The sequence below is a fragment of the Meridianimarinicoccus zhengii genome (assembly GCF_003254465.1).
Classification (GTDB): Bacteria; Pseudomonadota; Alphaproteobacteria; order Rhodobacterales; family Rhodobacteraceae; genus Meridianimarinicoccus; species Meridianimarinicoccus zhengii.
The window spans coordinates 19,885-36,125 of record NZ_QDFI01000043.1 but is presented as its reverse complement, the minus strand read 5'-3'; the positions used below and the strand labels follow the sequence as shown (position 1 = coordinate 36,125).

12 protein-coding genes and 1 tRNA gene are annotated in these 16,241 nt (G+C 67.6%); 9 read left to right on the top strand and 4 right to left on the bottom strand.

Annotation, left to right across the window (positions count from 1 at the left end; genetic code table 11):
- Positions 1 to 110 precede the first annotated feature (110 nt).
- Positions 111 to 1,253 (top strand): rod shape-determining protein RodA, encoded by a 1,143-nt coding sequence (gene rodA, locus DDE13_RS14110; RefSeq protein WP_111404937.1) that lies wholly within the window; start codon positions 111 to 113, stop codon positions 1,251 to 1,253.
- 26 nt (positions 1,254 to 1,279) lie between these two features.
- On the top strand, positions 1,280 to 2,215 hold the full coding sequence (locus DDE13_RS14105) for an NAD(P)-dependent oxidoreductase (RefSeq protein WP_111404936.1): 936 nt from the start codon (positions 1,280 to 1,282) through the stop codon (positions 2,213 to 2,215).
- A 254-nt stretch (positions 2,216 to 2,469) separates the two neighbouring features.
- Here DDE13_RS14105 and DDE13_RS14100 read toward each other — a convergent pair whose 3' ends face one another.
- The 3 genes from DDE13_RS14100 to DDE13_RS14085 form a co-directional block, all read right to left on the bottom strand.
- Positions 2,470 to 4,386, bottom strand: coding sequence for an acyl-CoA synthetase (locus DDE13_RS14100; protein WP_111404935.1), 1,917 nt, complete (start codon positions 4,384 to 4,386; stop codon positions 2,470 to 2,472).
- A 127-nt stretch (positions 4,387 to 4,513) separates the two neighbouring features.
- Positions 4,514 to 6,310 (bottom strand): ABC transporter transmembrane domain-containing protein, encoded by a 1,797-nt coding sequence (locus DDE13_RS14095; protein WP_111404934.1) that lies wholly within the window; start codon positions 6,308 to 6,310, stop codon positions 4,514 to 4,516.
- Between the two features lie 282 nt (positions 6,311 to 6,592).
- A tRNA-Gly gene (locus DDE13_RS14085) sits at positions 6,593 to 6,666 on the bottom strand.
- Between the two features lie 307 nt (positions 6,667 to 6,973).
- Between DDE13_RS14085 and DDE13_RS14080 the strand changes: the two genes are divergently transcribed.
- The 7 genes from DDE13_RS14080 to urtE all read left to right on the top strand — a co-directional run bounded on the left by DDE13_RS14080 (position 6,974) and on the right by urtE (position 15,157).
- Positions 6,974 to 7,387 (top strand): universal stress protein, encoded by a 414-nt coding sequence (locus DDE13_RS14080; protein ID WP_111404932.1) that lies wholly within the window; start codon positions 6,974 to 6,976, stop codon positions 7,385 to 7,387.
- Positions 7,388 to 7,429: 42 nt separating this feature from the next.
- Positions 7,430 to 9,079: a BCCT family transporter gene (locus DDE13_RS14075; protein WP_111404931.1), complete on the top strand. Its 1,650-nt coding sequence runs from the start codon at positions 7,430 to 7,432 to the stop codon at positions 9,077 to 9,079.
- A 403-nt stretch (positions 9,080 to 9,482) separates the two neighbouring features.
- Entirely contained in the window at positions 9,483 to 10,772 is a 1,290-nt protein-coding gene (gene urtA / locus DDE13_RS14070) for an urea ABC transporter substrate-binding protein (RefSeq protein ID WP_111404930.1), read from the top strand.
- Between the two features lie 88 nt (positions 10,773 to 10,860).
- The gene (urtB, locus tag DDE13_RS14065) at positions 10,861 to 12,483 is read left to right on the top strand and encodes an urea ABC transporter permease subunit UrtB (protein WP_111404929.1); all 1,623 of its coding nucleotides are present in this window, start codon (positions 10,861 to 10,863) and stop codon (positions 12,481 to 12,483) included.
- A gap of 51 nt (positions 12,484 to 12,534) precedes the next feature.
- Entirely contained in the window at positions 12,535 to 13,644 is a 1,110-nt protein-coding gene (gene urtC, locus DDE13_RS14060; RefSeq protein WP_111404928.1) for an urea ABC transporter permease subunit UrtC, read from the top strand.
- Positions 13,641 to 14,378 carry an urea ABC transporter ATP-binding protein UrtD gene (gene urtD / locus DDE13_RS14055; RefSeq protein ID WP_111404927.1) on the top strand — a complete coding sequence of 246 codons (738 nt, stop codon included), beginning with the start codon at positions 13,641 to 13,643 and terminating at the stop codon, positions 14,376 to 14,378. Before urtC ends, urtD begins: the two co-directional genes overlap by 4 nt.
- 83 nt (positions 14,379 to 14,461) lie before the next feature.
- On the top strand, positions 14,462 to 15,157 hold the full coding sequence (gene urtE, locus DDE13_RS14050; RefSeq protein WP_111404939.1) for an urea ABC transporter ATP-binding subunit UrtE: 696 nt from the start codon (positions 14,462 to 14,464) through the stop codon (positions 15,155 to 15,157).
- A 116-nt stretch (positions 15,158 to 15,273) separates the two neighbouring features.
- Here the strand turns inward: urtE and ppk2 are convergent, their stop codons facing one another.
- Positions 15,274 to 16,200, bottom strand: a complete 927-nt coding sequence (gene ppk2, locus DDE13_RS14045) for a polyphosphate kinase 2 (protein ID WP_394340303.1) — start codon at positions 16,198 to 16,200, stop codon at positions 15,274 to 15,276.
- Positions 16,201 to 16,241 lie beyond the last annotated feature (41 nt).

Below are 16,241 nucleotides of genomic sequence, written 5' to 3'. Positions count from 1 at the left end.
CCCCCGGTCCCGACCGCCGCCGCGACCGGCGCGGGCGGCCTTGCCGGGTGCCATCGTGCCGCGGCACCCGCGCCGCGGCCTCCCGCTGTCCATCCCACGGCGGCCGACGCATGAGTTATCTCGAATATGCCGTCAAGACGGTTCCGCGCGGCCCGCGCAAGGTGCTGTATCTCAACTGGCCGCTGATCCTGCTGCTGACCGCCATCGCCTGCGTCGGCTTCATGATGCTCTATTCGGTCGCAGGCGGGTCGTTCCGGCCCTGGGTGGAACCGCAGGCGAAACGGTTCGTGCTGGGGCTGGCGGTGATGTTCACCGTGGCGATGATCCCCATCCGCATCTGGCGCAACCTGTCCGCGCTCGGCTATGTCGTGTCGCTGATCCTGCTCGTCTGGGTGGAACTGTTCGGCGTCGTCGGCATGGGGGCGCAGCGCTGGATCGACCTCGGCTTCATGCGGCTGCAACCGTCCGAGTTGATGAAGATCACGCTCGTGATGATGCTGGCGGCGTATTACGACTGGCTGGATCTGGGCAAGACCTCGCGCCCGGTCTGGGTTACGATTCCCGTCATCATGATCCTTGTGCCCGTGGCGCTGGTACTGAAGCAGCCCGACCTGGGCACCGCGATCCTGCTGCTGGCGGGCGGCGGATTCGTCGTGTTCCTTGCCGGTGTGCACTGGGCCTATTTCGCCACCGTGACCGCCATGGGCGCGGGGCTGGTCAGCGCTGTCCTGCGGTCGCGCGGGACAGAGTGGCAGTTGTTGAAGGACTACCAGTACCGCCGGATCGACACGTTTCTCGACCCGGCGTCGGACCCGTTGGGCGCGGGCTATCACATCACGCAAAGCAAGATCGCGCTGGGGTCCGGCGGCTTCACCGGACGCGGCTTCATGCAGGGCACGCAATCGCGGCTGAACTTCCTGCCCGAGAAGCACACCGATTTCATCTTCACCACGCTGGCCGAGGAATTCGGCTTCGTCGGGGGCATGTCGCTGCTGGCGCTCTATCTGCTGGTGATCTTCTTCTGCATCGCCGCGGCGCTGACGCTGAAGGACCGCTTCAGCCAGTTGCTGATCCTCGGGGTCGCGGGCACGTTCTTCCTGTTCTTCGCGGTGAACATGGCGATGGTGATGGGGCTGGCGCCCGTGGTGGGCGTGCCCTTGCCGCTGGTGTCCTATGGCGGCTCCGCGATGCTGGTTCTGATGGCGGCCTTCGGGCTGGTGCAGAGCGCCCATGTCCACAAGCCCCGGTCCTGAGGGGCCGCGACCGTGAAAGGCCCCCCATGCTGACGATCCTGTTTTCCGCCGCACCGAAGGACTGGCCGGACTATGCCGAGCGCCTGCCCGCCGCGCTGGCGACCGCCGGGATCGACGCGCGGGTGGTGACGGAGACGGACGCGCCGGGAGCAGTGGATTACATCGTCTACGCGCCCTCGGGCCGGCTGCGGGACTTCACGCCCTTCACGCGGGCGCGCGGGGTTCTGAGCCTTTGGGCCGGGGTGGAAACCATCACCGGCAACGCCACGCTGACCCAACCGCTGGTGCGGATGGTGGACCCTGTGGGCCTGACCGAAGGGATGGTGGAATGGGTCGCGGGCCATGCGCTGCGCCATCACCTTGGCATGGACCGGCACATCCTGGCCGCGCCCGGCGCGTGGGATCAGGACTGCCCGCCGCTGGCGCGCGCGCGGCCCGTGGCGGTGCTGGGGCTGGGCGAACTGGGGGCGGCCTGCGCGCAGGCGCTCGCGGCGCTGAATTTCCCTGTTCGGGGCTGGTCGCGCCGCCCGCGCGATGTGGCGGGCGTCGCCTGCCATCACGGCGATGACGGGCTGGGGGCGGCCCTGGCGGGCGCCGAGATCGTGGTGCTGCTTCTGCCGCTCACGCCCGACACCGAAAACCTCATGGACGCCGCGCGGCTTGCGCTGCCGGCCCCGGGCGCCGTGCTGCTGAACCCCGGGCGCGGCGCGCTGATCGACGACGCGGCACTTCTGGCCGCACTCGACACCGGGCAGATCGGCCATGCGACGCTGGATGTGTTCCGCGTCGAACCTCTGCCCGCGGATCACCCGTTCTGGTCGCACCCGCGTGTGACGGTGACCCCCCATGTCGCCTCCACCACCCGGCCCGAAACCGCCGCCCCGCGCATCGCGGCGAGCGTCGCCGAGATGGAAGCAGGGCGCGTTCCCGCAGGGCTGGTGGATCGGTCGCGCGGGTATTGATCGTCCGATGGCCGTTTCGGATCGGCGCGGGCATTGGCAGCGACCCGCGCCAGCATGTCGAAAAGCTGCGCCTCCTCGGCCTCGCTGAAGCTGGACAGCAGCCGGTCGTTCACACGGCGGTAGAAATCCCCACCAGGCCCCGCATGATCACCGCCCTGTCCGCAAGGAACACCCGCACAGCGAGCCGGTCTTGCGGGTCTGCCCGGCGCTACACAAGGCCCGCCGCCGCCCCCGGCCCGGCCGACGGCTTCGACTCAGTCCTCGGCCCATCGCCAGGGACGGGTAAAGCCGTCCAGCAGATGCGCCACGGTTTCGGCGTCGACCTCGCCATCGCGGGCAATCAGCGCGGTCAGCCCGGTCTTGCGGTCCTCGATCACCGCGGCCACATGCGCGTTGATCCCCGCCCCGGCCAGCGCCGCGTCATAGACACGCGCGATGGCGCGGCGGCGCAGGTCCGGCTTGAACACCTTGCCCACGGCGGTCTTGGGCAGTTCGTCCAGCACCTCGATATGCTTGGGGATCGCGGCGCGTTCGTGGATGCGGTCGCGGCTGAATTCCAGCAGCTCGTCGGGCGTCGCGCTTTCGCCCGCGACCAGTTCCACATAGGCGCAGGGCAGTTCGCCCGCCACGGCATCGGGCTGGCCGATCGCACCGACATAGGCCACGGCCGGATGGCCCATCAGCGCCTCCTCGATCTCGGCGGGGTCGATATTGTGCCCGCCGCGGATGATGAGATCCTTCTTGCGGCCCGTGATCCACAGGTACCCGTCGCTGTCGAGCCGCCCGAGATCGCCGGTGCGCAGGTAGGTCCGGTCGGCATAGAGCCCGAGATTCTTGCCCGCCTCGGTGTAGGTGCCGCCCTCGATGACGCCGGGATTGGCCACGCAGATCTCGCCCACCTCGTCCACGCCGCATTCCCGGTCGATATTGCCATCCTTGTCGCAATGCAGGATCCGCACGTCCGAATAGGGCAGCGGCAGGCCGACCGACCCGACCTTCTTCAGCCCCGCCATCGGGTTGCAGGACACGAGGCAGGTCGCCTCCGTCAGCCCGTAGCCTTCGGCGATCTGCACGCCGGTCTTTTCCTCGAACCGGCGGTACAGTTCCAGCGGCAGCGGGGCCGAGCCCGAGATCGCGGTCTTCAGGCTTGAGACATCCGCATTCACGGGCCGCTGCATCAGCGCGGACAGCGCCGTGGGCACGGTGATCAGGAACGTCACCCCCCAGCGTTCGATCAGCTTCCAGAAATTATCGAACACCCCGTCGCCGCGATACCCCGCGGGCGTGGGGAAGACGACATGGCAGCCCGCCTGCACCGCCGACATCAGGATCGGGTAGCAGGCGAAGACATGGAACAGCGGCAGCGGGCAGATCAGAACCTCGGTTTCGTCGAAGATCAGCGTGTGCCCCAGCCAGCCGTTGTAGATCATCCCCGAGAAACGGTGCTGCGCCACCTTGGGCGTGCCGGTGGTGCCGCCCGTGTGGAAATAGGCGGCGACTCGGTCATCGGTGCCTTCGTCGAAGGTCAGCCGGTCGGCGGGCTGGCGCGCCAGTTCCGCCCGGAAATCCGCGACGCGGGCATGGTGGCGGGCCGGGTTCTTCGGGCGGACGAGCGGCACGATCCAGGATTTCGGCGGCGTGAGATACTGGAGCAGATCGATTTCGAGGATGTGCTTGACCGACGGCGCGAAGGCCGCGGCCTCCGCCGCCTTCTGCGCCACGTCGGTCTTGGGAAACGCGCGCAGCGTGACGAGAACCTTCGCCTGCGTCTCGTTCAGGATACCGGCGATCTGTTCCACGTCCAGAAGCGGGTTGATCGGGTTCACGATGCCCGCGGTCATGCCCCCGAGCAAAGTCACCACGGTCGCGTTGCAGTTGGGCAGCAGGTAAGCGACGACATCGTCTTCCCCGACCCCGAGGCTGCGGAACAGGTTCGCCGCCTGCGTCACCTGCCCGTGCAACTGCGCCCATGTCAGCGTCTCCGCCGGGGCCTTCGGGTCCGAGAAGAGCTGGAACGACACCGCCGGGCGCGCGCCATGCGCGTCGCGCGTCCGTGTCAACGCCGTGTGGACCGTGCGGGGCAGATCCCGCCCGGCATAGGGTCCGGCCGCGGTGATCGCATGCAGGTCGTCGGCGTTTCTGAATTCGGTCCCCACGGTCGTCCTCCCCATCCCGAGTTCGTTTGCGGGAATGTGGCGGGACCGCGCCAGCCGCACAAGTCTGACGCAGCGTTGCGGCGGGCGGCTGCGGGGCCGCGGCGGTCAACTCCGCGTCAATGCGGCGCCGACGGCGCGCGGTTCATTCCGCCGCGAGCTTCGCGCCGGTGAACTGCAATTCCGCCAGCCGCGCGTACAACCCGCCCTCGGCCACCAGCCCGTCATGGGTGCCGCTGGCCACCACGCGGCCCCGGTCGAAGACAAGGATGCGGTCCGCCTTTTTCACCGTCGCCAGCCTGTGCGCCACGATCAGCGTCGTGCGGTCGCGCGCCAGCCGGTCCACCGCCGCCTGCACCGCCCGTTCGCTTTCGGCATCGAGCGCGGATGTCGCCTCGTCCAGCAGCAGCACGGGCGCGTCGCGCAGAATGGCGCGGGCGATGGCGATGCGCTGTTTCTGCCCGCCCGACAGCATGACGCCGCGCTCGCCCAACTGGCTCGCGTAGCCTTCGGGAAGGTCCATGATGAAGTCATGCGCGGCGGCGGCGCGGGCGGCGGCCTCGACCTCGGCATCGGTGGCATCGGGCCGGCCAAAGCGGATGTTCTCCGTGGCGCTGTCGGCGAAGATCACCGCGTCCTGCGGCACCAGCGCGATGTTGCGGCGGAAATCGGCGCGGGTCATGGCGCGCAGGTCCACGCCATCGAGCAGCACCCGCCCCGCGGACGGGTCGTGGAACCGCAGCAGCAGTTGCAGGATCGTCGTCTTGCCCGCCCCGGACGGCCCCACCAGCGCCACGGTCTCGCCCGGTGCGATGGTCAGGTCCACACCGTCGAGCGCCGCCTGGTCGGGCCGGGTGGGATAGTTGAAGCGCACGCCGTCGAACGTGATCTCGCCGCGTGCGGGCGCGGGTGCGGGCACCGGGTCGGCCGGATCCTGAACCGAGTCCGTGGCGGTCAGCAGGTCCACCAGCCGCTCGGTCGCGCCCGCTGCGCGCTGCAACTCGCCCCAGATCTCGGACAGCGCGGCGGTCGAGGCGGCCATGATCGCGGCATAGATCACGAACTGCACCAGCGCGCCGATGGTCATGGCGTCCGCCCGCACGTCGCGCGCCCCGATCCACAGCACGCCCACGATCCCCGCGAAGACCAGAAAGATCACGATAACCGTCAGCGCCGCGCGCATGGCGATGCGCGACTTCGCGGACTCGAACGCGTTCTCGGTCACGTCGCCGAATTGCCGGCGCGACAGGTCCTCGTGCCCGAAGGCCTGCACCGCCTGCACCGCCAGCAGCGTTTCCGACGCCTTGCCCGAGGATTGCGCGATCCAGTCCTGGTTTTCGCGCGACAGGTTCCGCACCCGCCGCCCCAGCGCGATGATCGGCACGATCACGGCGGGGACGATCAGGAGCACAAGCCCGGTCAGCTTGGCCGAGGTCGCCAGCATCATCGCCAGCCCGCCGAGAAACAGCAGCACGTTGCGCAGGAACCACGACACGGACGACCCGATCACCGACTGGATCAGCGTCGTGTCCGTGGTGATTCGCGACAGCACCTCGCCCGTCATGATGCGTTCGTAATAGGCGGGCGACATGCCGATGACGTTGTCGAACACCGCCTTGCGGATGTCCGCCACCACCCGCTCCCCCAGCCGTGTGACAAGATAGTAGCGCGTGCCGGTGCCAAGCGCGAGCAGCCCCGCGATCACCATGGCCGCGAGGAAATACTGGTCCAGCAATTGCGTGGTGCCGGTCTGGAACCCGTCCACCACGCGGCGCACGGCCAGCGGCAGCATCAGCGACACACCCGCCGTGAATACCAGCGCCACGACCGACAGGCCAAGCAGGCCCCGGTATTTCAGGACGAAAGGGGCAAGACCCCGCAATGCGCCGATCTTGCGCGACGATGCGCGGTCCTCGGAATTGGTCTGGGGTTTGCGCGCCATGGGGGTCGTGGGGTCCTCGTTCCTGTCAGTGGCTTGGGTGTAGCCCGTCGGACACCGCGCAACAAGCGCGCGGGGCGGGACATGGCGGCGCATGCGGCACGCGGTGCGGAACCGGGCGCTGAACCGGACGGGGGCGCCGGGTCAAGCCCGGCGCGCCTGCGCACCGGCGGCGGCGTCGCGCCCTGCCCGGACCCTGCGCCGCCGGGACATGCCCCCGCGGGATCGGGGCGCGCCGGGCCGCCGGACACGGAAGGCGCGTCACAAGGATCGGACTGGAACGATTGGAGCGGGTAGCGGGAATCGAACCCGCACGACTAGCTTGGAAGGCTAGGGCGCTACCATTACACCATACCCGCACTGATCCCGTCTGCTAGTCAAGGCCGCGGGCGGGGTCAAGTCCCGGCTGGCCGAAGCCGCACGCACGGCAGCCGCCCTTCCGGGATCCGACCGCTGCGAAGAACCCGCCATCGCGCCGCCATCACCCCGGCGCATGTCGTTTCTGGACGTGCCTTTCGTCGCGAGTCGCCCAAGCTGCCTAGAAAAATGGCTTGAAACCCTGTCAATTTCGCACGCGCGGCGATAGGGTCACGGCCAGCGAGGGTCGGAAAGCGACATCCGCCGCCCGGTCCCGGCTGAAAAACGACACGCGACTTGAGAGGAAAAATGTTCGAAAAAATCATGGTTCCGGTCGATCTCGCCCATGTCGGCAAGATCGAGAAGGCGCTGGGAACCGCCGCCATGCTGGCACGGCAGGACGGCGCCTCGGTGACCTATGTCGCCGTCGGCAGCGCGGCCCCGTCCGCGCTGGCACATTCACCCGCAGAGTTCGCCGAGAAGCTGGGCGACTTCGCCAAGGCGCAGGCCGACGCCCACGGCATTACGGCCGAGGCCCATGCGGTCACCAGCCACGATCCGTCGATCGATCTCGACGACACGCTGCTGCACGCGGCCAAGGACATCGGCGCGGACTGCATCGTCGTGGCGTCGCATATCCCCAACCTGGCCGATCATCTCTGGCCGTCGCACGGCGGATCGCTGGCGCGCCGGTCCGACGCATCGGTCTTCGTGGTACGCTGATCCAAGGTCGCGCCAAGGAAGAAACAGACAACAGGAGCGTTCATGACTGACGTATCTGACGACACGGGCGTCCCCGCACCGGAAGGGGAAAGCGCCATCATCGAGACCGATTACGATATCGGTCAGGACAATATCGAAGGGTCTCTCGGGCCCTTCGGTTTCGACATTCACAACCCGGTCTTCGCCATTTCCGGCCTGTCGGTGGTGGTCTTCGTGTTCTACGCGCTGGCCCTGCCCGAACAGGCCGCGGCGATCTTCGGCGAGCTGCGCCCATGGATCACCAACACGTTCGACTGGTTCTTCCTCAGCGCGGCGAACATCTTCGTGATCTTCTGCCTTGCGCTGATCGTGCTGCCCGTGGGCAAGGTGCGGCTCGGCGGGCAGGAAGCGACGCCCGACTACAGCTACCTCGGCTGGTTCGCGATGCTTTTCGCCGCCGGCATGGGCATCGGGCTGATGTTCTTCGGCGTTCTGGAACCGGCCTACTACTTCGGCACGCCCTGGGGCGACGAGCCGCTGGGCACCGTGCGGCCCTTCGACGAGGACGGCAACCTGATCGCCGCGAATGTCGCCGAAGCCCGCCGGATGGCCCTTGCGGCCACGTCCTTCCACTGGGCGCTGCACCCCTGGGCGATCTATGCCGTGGTGGCCCTCGCACTGGCACTGTTCAGCTACAACAAGGGCCTGCCGCTGTCGATCCGCTCGGCCTTCTACCCGATCCTCGGCGAACGCGTCTGGGGCTGGTGGGGCCACATGATCGACATCGTCGCGGTCTTCGCCACGCTGTTCGGGCTGGCCACGTCGCTCGGCCTCGGTGCATCGCAGGCCAACGCCGGTCTCGAATTCGTCTACGGCGTGCCCAACAACGTGTCGGTGCAGGTCCTGCTGATCACGGGGATCACCGCCGTGGCGCTGGTATCGGTGCTGCGCGGGCTCGACGGCGGGGTGAAGGTCCTGTCTGAAATCAACATGGGCCTCGCCATGCTGCTTCTGCTGTTCGTGCTGTTCACCGCGGGCGCCGCGGCGATCATGCTCGAGTTCGGCAAGGGTATCGGCGCCTATGTGCGCGAGGTCGTGCCGCTGTCGAACCCGTTCGGGCGCGAGGATGACGGGTTCCGCCAAGGCTGGACCTCGTTCTACTGGGCCTGGTGGATCAGCTGGTCGCCCTTCGTCGGCATGTTCATTGCCCGCGTGAGCCGCGGCCGCACGGTGCGCGAATTCGTCACCTGCGTGCTGGTGATCCCGAGCCTCGTGTGCATCTTCTGGATGTCCGTGTTCGGCGGCGCTGCGATCAACGACATGGTCGGCAACCCGGCCGAGTCGGCGGTCATGGCCAACGTGATCACCGAGTACAACGACTCCATCGCGCTGTTCGCGATGCTCGACGGGCTGCCGCTGGCGGGCATCACCTCGACCCTCGGGATCATCCTGGTGATCGTGTTCTTCGTGACCTCGTCGGACAGCGGGTCGCTGGTGATCGACACGATCACCGCGGGCGGCAAGGTCGATGCGCCGGTGCCCCAGCGGGTGTTCTGGTGCATCTTCGAAGGGGCCGTCGCAATCGCGCTCCTGATCGGTGGCGGCCTGACATCGCTTCAGGCGATGGTGCTGTCGACCGGGCTGCCCTTCACGATCGTGCTGCTGATCATGTGCTTCACGATCTACAAGGGCCTGAAGGCCGAACCGCACTGACCGGCCGACCGGTCACGTGATCGCGCGGACCCGGCCCGCCCCCTGCACGGGGGCGGGCCTTTTCATGGGCAAGGCGCGTGCCGGACGACTCTGCCCCGACGGCCGATCGCGCCGGGCCGATCCATTCCGCGCACATCATTTCATCGAATGCCGCGTTTTTGCGCCTATCAAACAGACCGCCCCCGCGCGACCCCCGCCACACGCCCGCTTTTTGTGCCATCGCGGTTCCGCGTGCCGGTATCGCGGCGCAGGTTTCCCATGGCCGGTTGCTGAACCGGCCGCACACACCGCCGCGCCGCATCGCGATGCGCGGCACAGGAAACGTCGAACACCGCCCGGGGCCGCCGATAGCGCCCCACCGGCCCCGCGCCGGGCAAGGCGGCAGCGCATTTGGGGACCGCACATGACTTCATTCAGGACACTTCTTGCCGGGGCCGGGCTTGCAACCACGCTGATGGCGTCGACGGCGCTCGCGCAGTCGGGCGACCCGATCAAGGTCGGCGTGCTGCATTCGCTGTCGGGCACGATGGCGATTTCCGAGACCACGCTGAAAGACGTGATGCTCATGCTCGTGGAAGAGCAGAACAAGAAGGGCGGCGTGCTGGGGCGTCCGCTGGAGGCGGTGGTCGTGGACCCGGCCTCCGACTGGCCGCTCTTTGCCGAAAAGGCCCGCGAGCTGATCGAGGGCGAGGAAGTCGATGTCGTCTTCGGCGCCTGGACCAGCGTCAGCCGCAAGTCGGTGCTGCCGGTGTTCGAGGAGTTGAACTCCATCCTGTTCTACCCCGTCCAGTACGAGGGCGAGGAAAGCCAGCGCAACGTGTTCTACACCGGTGCAGCGCCGAACCAGCAGGCGATCCCGGCGGTGGATTACCTGATGGAACAGGAAGGCGTGGAACGCTGGGTGCTGGCGGGCACCGATTACGTCTATCCGCGCACCACCAACAAGATCCTCGAAGCCTACCTGATGGACAAGGGCGTCGCGGCCGAGGACATCATGATCAACTACACGCCGTTCAGCCATTCCGACTGGCAGACGATCGTGTCCGACATCAAGACCTTCGGCTCCGCGGGCAAGAAGACCGCCGTGGTCAGCACGATCAACGGCGACGCCAACGTGCCGTTCTACAAGGAACTCGGCAACCAGGGCATCGCCGCCACGGACATCCCCGTCGTCGCCTTCTCGGTCGGCGAAGAGGAACTCGCGGGGCTCGATACCGCGCCGCTGGTCGGCCACCTCGCGGCATGGAACTATTTCATGTCGGTGGACACGCCGGAAAACGACGCATTCATCAACACGTGGCTCGATTTCATCGGCGACGAGGATCGCGTGACCAACGACCCGATGGAAGCCCATTACATCGGCTTCAACATGTGGGTGCAAGCTGTTGAAAAGGCAGGCACGACCGATGCCGACGCGGTGATCGACAGCATCATCGGCGTGCAGGTGCCGAACCTGACCGGCGGCATGTCGGAAATGCTGCCGAACCACCACATCACGAAGCCCGTGCTGGTGGGCGAGATCCAGGATGACGGCCAGTTTTCGGTCGTGTGGGAAACCGACGGGCTGGTGCCCGGCGACGCATGGTCCGACTTCCTGCCCGAAAGCGCGAACCTGATCGCCGACTGGACCGATCCGATCAATTGCGGGAACTGGAACACCGTCACCGAAAGCTGCGGCGGCGTGACCAACTGATCCTGCGCCTATCTGGTGCGGCCGCCCCTCGCTGCGGCCGCACCGCGTTGCCCGCGGTCACGCGGGTTCCCCTTGTCCGGATCATACCATGACGCGTCTGCGCCGGTGGCTTGCCGTCACCCTTCTTCTCCTGTTTCCGATCTCCGCCGCGGCGCAAACCCCGGTCGATGGCGATTTCGCGGCGCTGGTGGGCGCCCTGCCCGACGCGAGTTTCGCCGAGGTCGAAGCGCTCGTCGGGCGCATCGCCGCAACCAATGACGACCGCGCCATCGACGTGCTGGAGGCGCTGGCCGAGGGCGACCTGCACACGCTCGATTCCAACGCCGCCGTGGTGATCGTGCGCGACGTGGGCGGCGACGACCACGCCTTCGACGCGCTGACCGGCGAAAGCTACGGTGAAATTCCCCGGCGCGGGTCGTCGGCCATCCGCGTCAACAATTCCCTGCGCCGGGCGGTGGCCGCGGCGGTCGGCACGCTCACCCTGCGCCACCCCGACCCGGCCCGCAGGCTGGAGGCCGCGCAGGCGGCGTTCGACGCGCCCGACCCGGCGCAGGCCGACGCGCTCGCGGCAGCGCTGGACGCCGAACAGGACGCAGCCGTTCGCCAGGCCCTGTCCGAGGCGGTGGCCCGCGCCGTCCTTCAGGACGACGCTGCAACCGTTCCGGACCGCCGTGCCGCCATCGACGTGATCGCCGCCCGCCGCGACGGGGTCGCCCTTGGCGTGCTCACGCCGCTGGTGCAATCGCCCGACACCGAGATCGCCGAGGCCGCGGGCGCCGCGGTCGAACGGATCGAACGCGCCCGGCAGATGTGGAACATGGCCCAGAACGTCTGGTTCGGCCTGTCGCTCGGATCGGTGCTGCTGCTGGCGGCCATCGGGCTTGCCATCACCTTCGGCGTGATGGGCGTCATCAACATGGCCCATGGCGAGTTGGTCATGCTGGGCGCCTACACGACCTTCTTCGTGCAGAACATCATCCGCACGTCCTTTCCGGGCCTGTTCGACTGGTCGCTGCTGATCGCGGCGCCGCTCGCGTTTCTTGTGGCAGGGGCCGTCGGCGTGGCCATCGAACGGGGCTGCGTGCGGTTCCTCTATGGCCGCCCGCTGGAAACGCTGCTGGCCACCTGGGGCGTCAGCCTGATCCTGCAACAGACCGTGCGGTCGATCTTCGGCCCCAACAACCGCGAGGTCGGCAACCCGTCCTGGATGTCCGGCGCCTTCGAGATCGGCCAGATGACGATCACCTACAACCGGCTTTGGATCCTCGTCTTCGCGCTCGCGGTTTTCGCGGTGCTGCTGATCGTCATGCGGCGCACGCCCATCGGGCTGCAGATGCGCGCGGTCACGCAGAACCGGGCGATGGCCGCGAACATGGGCATCCGCACCGGATGGGTCGATGCGATGACATTCGGGCTGGGCGCGGGCATCGCCGGGCTCGCCGGCGTGGCGCTCAGCCAGATCGACAACGTTTCGCCCAATCTCGGGCAAAGCTACATCGTGGACAGCTTCATGGTCGTGGTCTTCGGCGGCGCGGGCAACCTCTGGGGCACGCTTGCGGGCGCCTTCAGCATCGGCATCGCCAACAAGTTCCTCGAACCCTACGCGGGCGCGGTGCTGGCCAAGATCGTCGTGCTGGTGGCGATCATCCTCTTCATCCAGAAACGACCCCGCGGGCTTTTCGCGGTCAAGGGGCGCGCGGTCGATGCGTGACATGACCCGGACCCCGGACCCCGCCTGCCCCCTGTTGCAAAGGACCGCGCCATGACCGCGCTCATCGACCGCCGCATGGGCATCTTCCTCGCGGGGCTCTTCGTGCTGACCGTGGCAATCCCGCTCGGCAATCTCGCCTTCACCGACCGGTTCGTGCCCTCCTATGTGGTGTCGCTGTTCGGGAAGTACCTGTGCTACGCGCTGCTCGCCGTCGCGCTGGACCTCGTCTGGGGCTATTGCGGGATCCTGTCGCTAGGCCACGGGGCCTTCTTCGCGCTCGGCGGCTACGCCATGGGCATGCACCTGATGCGCGAGATCGGCGACCGCGGCGTCTATGGCAACCCGCTCCTGCCCGATTTCATGGTGTTCCTGAACTACGACGCCCTGCCTTGGTACTGGCTTGGCTTCGACATGTTCTGGTTCGCCTGCATCATGGTGCTGCTCGCCCCCGGCGCGCTCGCCTTCGTCTTCGGCTGGTTCGCCTTCCGCAGCCGGGTCACCGGCGTCTACCTGTCGATCATCACGCAGGCGATGACCTATGCGCTCATGCTTGCCTTTTTCCGCAACGAGATGGGCTTTGGCGGCAATAACGGGCTGACCGACTTCAAGGACGTGCTCGGCTTCAACCTCCAGTCCGACGCCACGCGCGCGGGTCTGTTCGTGCTCTCGGCGATCGCCCTTGCCGCCGGGCTGCTGATCGCCAAGGCCATCACCAACTCCAAGCTGGGCAAGGTGCTGATCGCCGTGCGCGACGCCGAAAGCCGCACGCGCTTCATCGGCTACCGGGTGGAGCACTACAAGCTCTTCGTCTTCGTCGTCTCCGCCATGATGGCGGGCGTCGCGGGCGCGCTCTACACGCCGCAGGTCGGCATCATCAACCCGGGCGAATTCAGCCCCGCCAACTCCATCGGCATCGTGATCTGGGTGGCGCTCGGCGGGCGCGGCACGCTCGTGGGTGCGGCCATGGGCGCGATCATCGTCGGCGCCGCGCAGACACTCCTGACAGGCTGGTTCCCCGAGATATGGATCTTCGTGCTGGGTGCGCTCTTCATCTTCGTCACGATCTTCATGCCGCAGGGCGTGCTGGGCGTTATCGAAAACACCCTGCGCCGCCGCCCTGCCGCCCGCGACCTGACAACGGCACGAGAGGCCAAGGCATGAGCATCCAGCTGGCCCTCGACGGCGTGAACCGCAGCTTCGACGGGTTCAAGGCGATCAACAACCTGTCGCTCACGGTCGAAAAGGGCGAATTGCGCGCGGTGATCGGCCCCAATGGTGCCGGCAAGACCACGATGATGGACATCATCACCGGCAAGACCCGCCCCGACACCGGCGACGTGCTGTGGAACCAGCATATCGACCTGACCCGGCTGGACGAGGCCGGGACCGCCCGGCTCGGCATCGGGCGCAAGTTCCAGAAACCCACCGTGTTCGAAACCCAGAGCGTCGAGGACAACATCGCGCTCGCGCTGAAGGACGACCGCTCCGTCTGGGCCACGCTCTTCCACCGCCGCAGCGACGCGGATACCGCCCGCATCACCGAACTGCTCGATCTCGTGAAGCTCACCGACGCGCGCGATGCCATGGCGGGCGATCTCAGCCACGGTCAGAAGCAATGGCTGGAAATCGGCATGCTGCTCGCGCAGGACCCGGAACTGCTGCTGGTGGACGAACCCGCCGCGGGCATGACCGATGCCGAAACCATGCGCACCGCCGAACTGCTGCGCGGCATCGCGGGCAAGCACACGGTCGTGGTGGTCGAGCATGACATGGATTTCGTCCGCGCCCTGAACTGCCGGGTCACGGTGCTGCACCAGGGCCACGTGCTGGCCGAAGGCTCGCTCGACCATGTCTCGGCGAACCCCCAGGTGATCGAGGTCTATCTTGGCCGCTGACGCGCACACGGTCGGACCGTGCGCCGCTTGCGCGGGCGGGCGTCTCCGGCGGGGATATTTCCGGACAGAGGATGGGGTCGCCGATGCTCAGCGTTGAACATGTGGATGTGCATTACGGGGCGGCGCAGGCCCTGCGCGACGTGTCGCTGACCGCCGAAATCGGGCAGGTCACCGCCGTGCTGGGCCGCAACGGCGTGGGCAAGACGACGCTCCTGCGCGCCGTGGTCGGGCGCAACCCGGTCTCCGCCGGGCGGATCGCCTGGGACGGCACCGACCTCGCGCGCCTGCGCGGCGACGCCCGCGCCCGCGCGGGGGTCGCCTCCGTGCCGCAGGGGCGCGAGATCTTCCCGCTCCTGACCGTGCGCGAGAACCTGGAAACCGGCTTCGCCGTCCTGCCCCGCGCCGAACGGCGCATCCCGGACGAGGTGTTCACCCTCTTCCCGGTCCTGCGCGACATGATGGGGCGGCGGGGCGGCGACCTGTCCGGCGGCCAGCAGCAGCAGCTCGCCATCGGCCGCGCGCTGGTGATGAAGCCGCGGCTTCTGGTGCTGGACGAACCGACCGAAGGCATCCAGCCCTCGATCATCCAGGATATCGGCCGCGCCATCCGCTACCTGCGTGACCGGGGTGACATGGCCATCGTGCTGGTGGAGCAGTATTTCGACTTCGCCCGCGACCTGTGCGACACGTTCCACGTGATGGACCGGGGCCAGATCGTCAAATCCGGCACCCGCGCGGACATGAACGAGACAGAGGTGCGCGGCCTGCTCACCGTGTGACCCGCCTCGCCACGCGCGGCGGGACCCGCGGCCGCCCGGCACGGGCGGGCGTGGGGACATGACTTCACGCCGCAGGCGTGTCCGCGTGACAAGTGACGGGCGGCGCGCGCCGCGCGTCAGTATTTCTGCGGCACGTAGAGCTCCGGCGGCAGCACCGCGCGCTCGTATTCCTTGTTGTAGACGCGCTCGGGCAGCGTGACCTCCTCGTGCGGCACGGGCCCATAGGGGATCTGCCCCAGCAGGTGGTCGATGCAGTTCAGCCGCGCCCGCTTCTTGTCGTTGCCTTCCACGATGTACCACGGCGCCTCGGGGATGTTCGTGCGCGCGAAGGTCTCTTCCTTGGCCTTGGTGTACTGCTCCCAGCGCACCCGGCTCTGCAGGTCCATGGGCGACAGCTTCCACTGCTTCAGCGGGTCGTGGATGCGCATCAGGAACCGCAACTGCTGTTCCTCGTCGGTGATCGAGAACCAGTACTTGATGACCCGGATCCCCGACCGCACCAGCATCCGCTCGAACTCCGGCACGTCGTGGAAGAACTGTTCCACCTGATCGTCCGTGGCGAAGCCCATGACCTTCTCCACGCCCGACCGGTTGTACCAGGACCGGTCGAACAGCACCATCTCGCCGCCCGCGGGCAGATGCGGCACGTAGCGCTGAAAATACCACTGGGACTTCTCGCGCTCCGATGGCGCAGGCAGCGCCACGACACGGGCCACGCGCGGGTTCAGCCGCTGGGTGATGCGCTTGATGACACCGCCCTTGCCCGCGCTGTCGCGCCCCTCGAAGATCACGACGATCTTCTCGCCCGTGTATTGCAGCCAGTCCTGAACCTTGATCAATTCGGCCTGCAACGCCAGCAGCTTGCGGAAGTAATCCTTCCGCTCCAGGCTCGGCGGGTGCGCCTTTTCATAGATCCGCCGGATCTCCATGGACAGCGCGGGTTCCGACAGTTCCAGCTCGTAATCCTCGTCGAGCGTGTCGGCCAGTTCCGCCTCCAGCCAATCCATCCCGCGGTCGTCGTCGTTCTGCATGTCATCGGCCATGGCGCGTCTCCGTCCTGTCATCCCGTCCGTCGAGACCTAGC

What these genes read in the sequence shown, in the direction of transcription:
- rodA (WP_111404937.1), top strand. Translation starts at nt 111, where the DNA reads ATGAGTTATCTCGAATATGCCGTCAAGACGGTTCCGCGCGGCCCGCGC.
- urtE (WP_111404939.1), top strand. Translation starts at nt 14,462, where the DNA reads ATGCTCAGCGTTGAACATGTGGATGTGCATTACGGGGCGGCGCAGGCC.
- urtC (WP_111404928.1), top strand. Translation starts at nt 12,535, where the DNA reads ATGACCGCGCTCATCGACCGCCGCATGGGCATCTTCCTCGCGGGGCTC.
- DDE13_RS14080 (WP_111404932.1), top strand. Translation starts at nt 6,974, where the DNA reads ATGTTCGAAAAAATCATGGTTCCGGTCGATCTCGCCCATGTCGGCAAG.
- DDE13_RS14075 (WP_111404931.1), top strand. Translation starts at nt 7,430, where the DNA reads ATGACTGACGTATCTGACGACACGGGCGTCCCCGCACCGGAAGGGGAA.
- ppk2 (WP_394340303.1), bottom strand. Translation starts at nt 16,200, where the DNA reads ATGGCCGATGACATGCAGAACGACGACGACCGCGGGATGGATTGGCTG.
- urtA (WP_111404930.1), top strand. Translation starts at nt 9,483, where the DNA reads ATGACTTCATTCAGGACACTTCTTGCCGGGGCCGGGCTTGCAACCACG.
- DDE13_RS14105 (WP_111404936.1), top strand. Translation starts at nt 1,280, where the DNA reads ATGCTGACGATCCTGTTTTCCGCCGCACCGAAGGACTGGCCGGACTAT.
- DDE13_RS14100 (WP_111404935.1), bottom strand. Translation starts at nt 4,386, where the DNA reads ATGGGGAGGACGACCGTGGGGACCGAATTCAGAAACGCCGACGACCTG.
- urtD (WP_111404927.1), top strand. Translation starts at nt 13,641, where the DNA reads ATGAGCATCCAGCTGGCCCTCGACGGCGTGAACCGCAGCTTCGACGGG.
- urtB (WP_111404929.1), top strand. Translation starts at nt 10,861, where the DNA reads ATGACGCGTCTGCGCCGGTGGCTTGCCGTCACCCTTCTTCTCCTGTTT.
- DDE13_RS14095 (WP_111404934.1), bottom strand. Translation starts at nt 6,310, where the DNA reads ATGGCGCGCAAACCCCAGACCAATTCCGAGGACCGCGCATCGTCGCGC.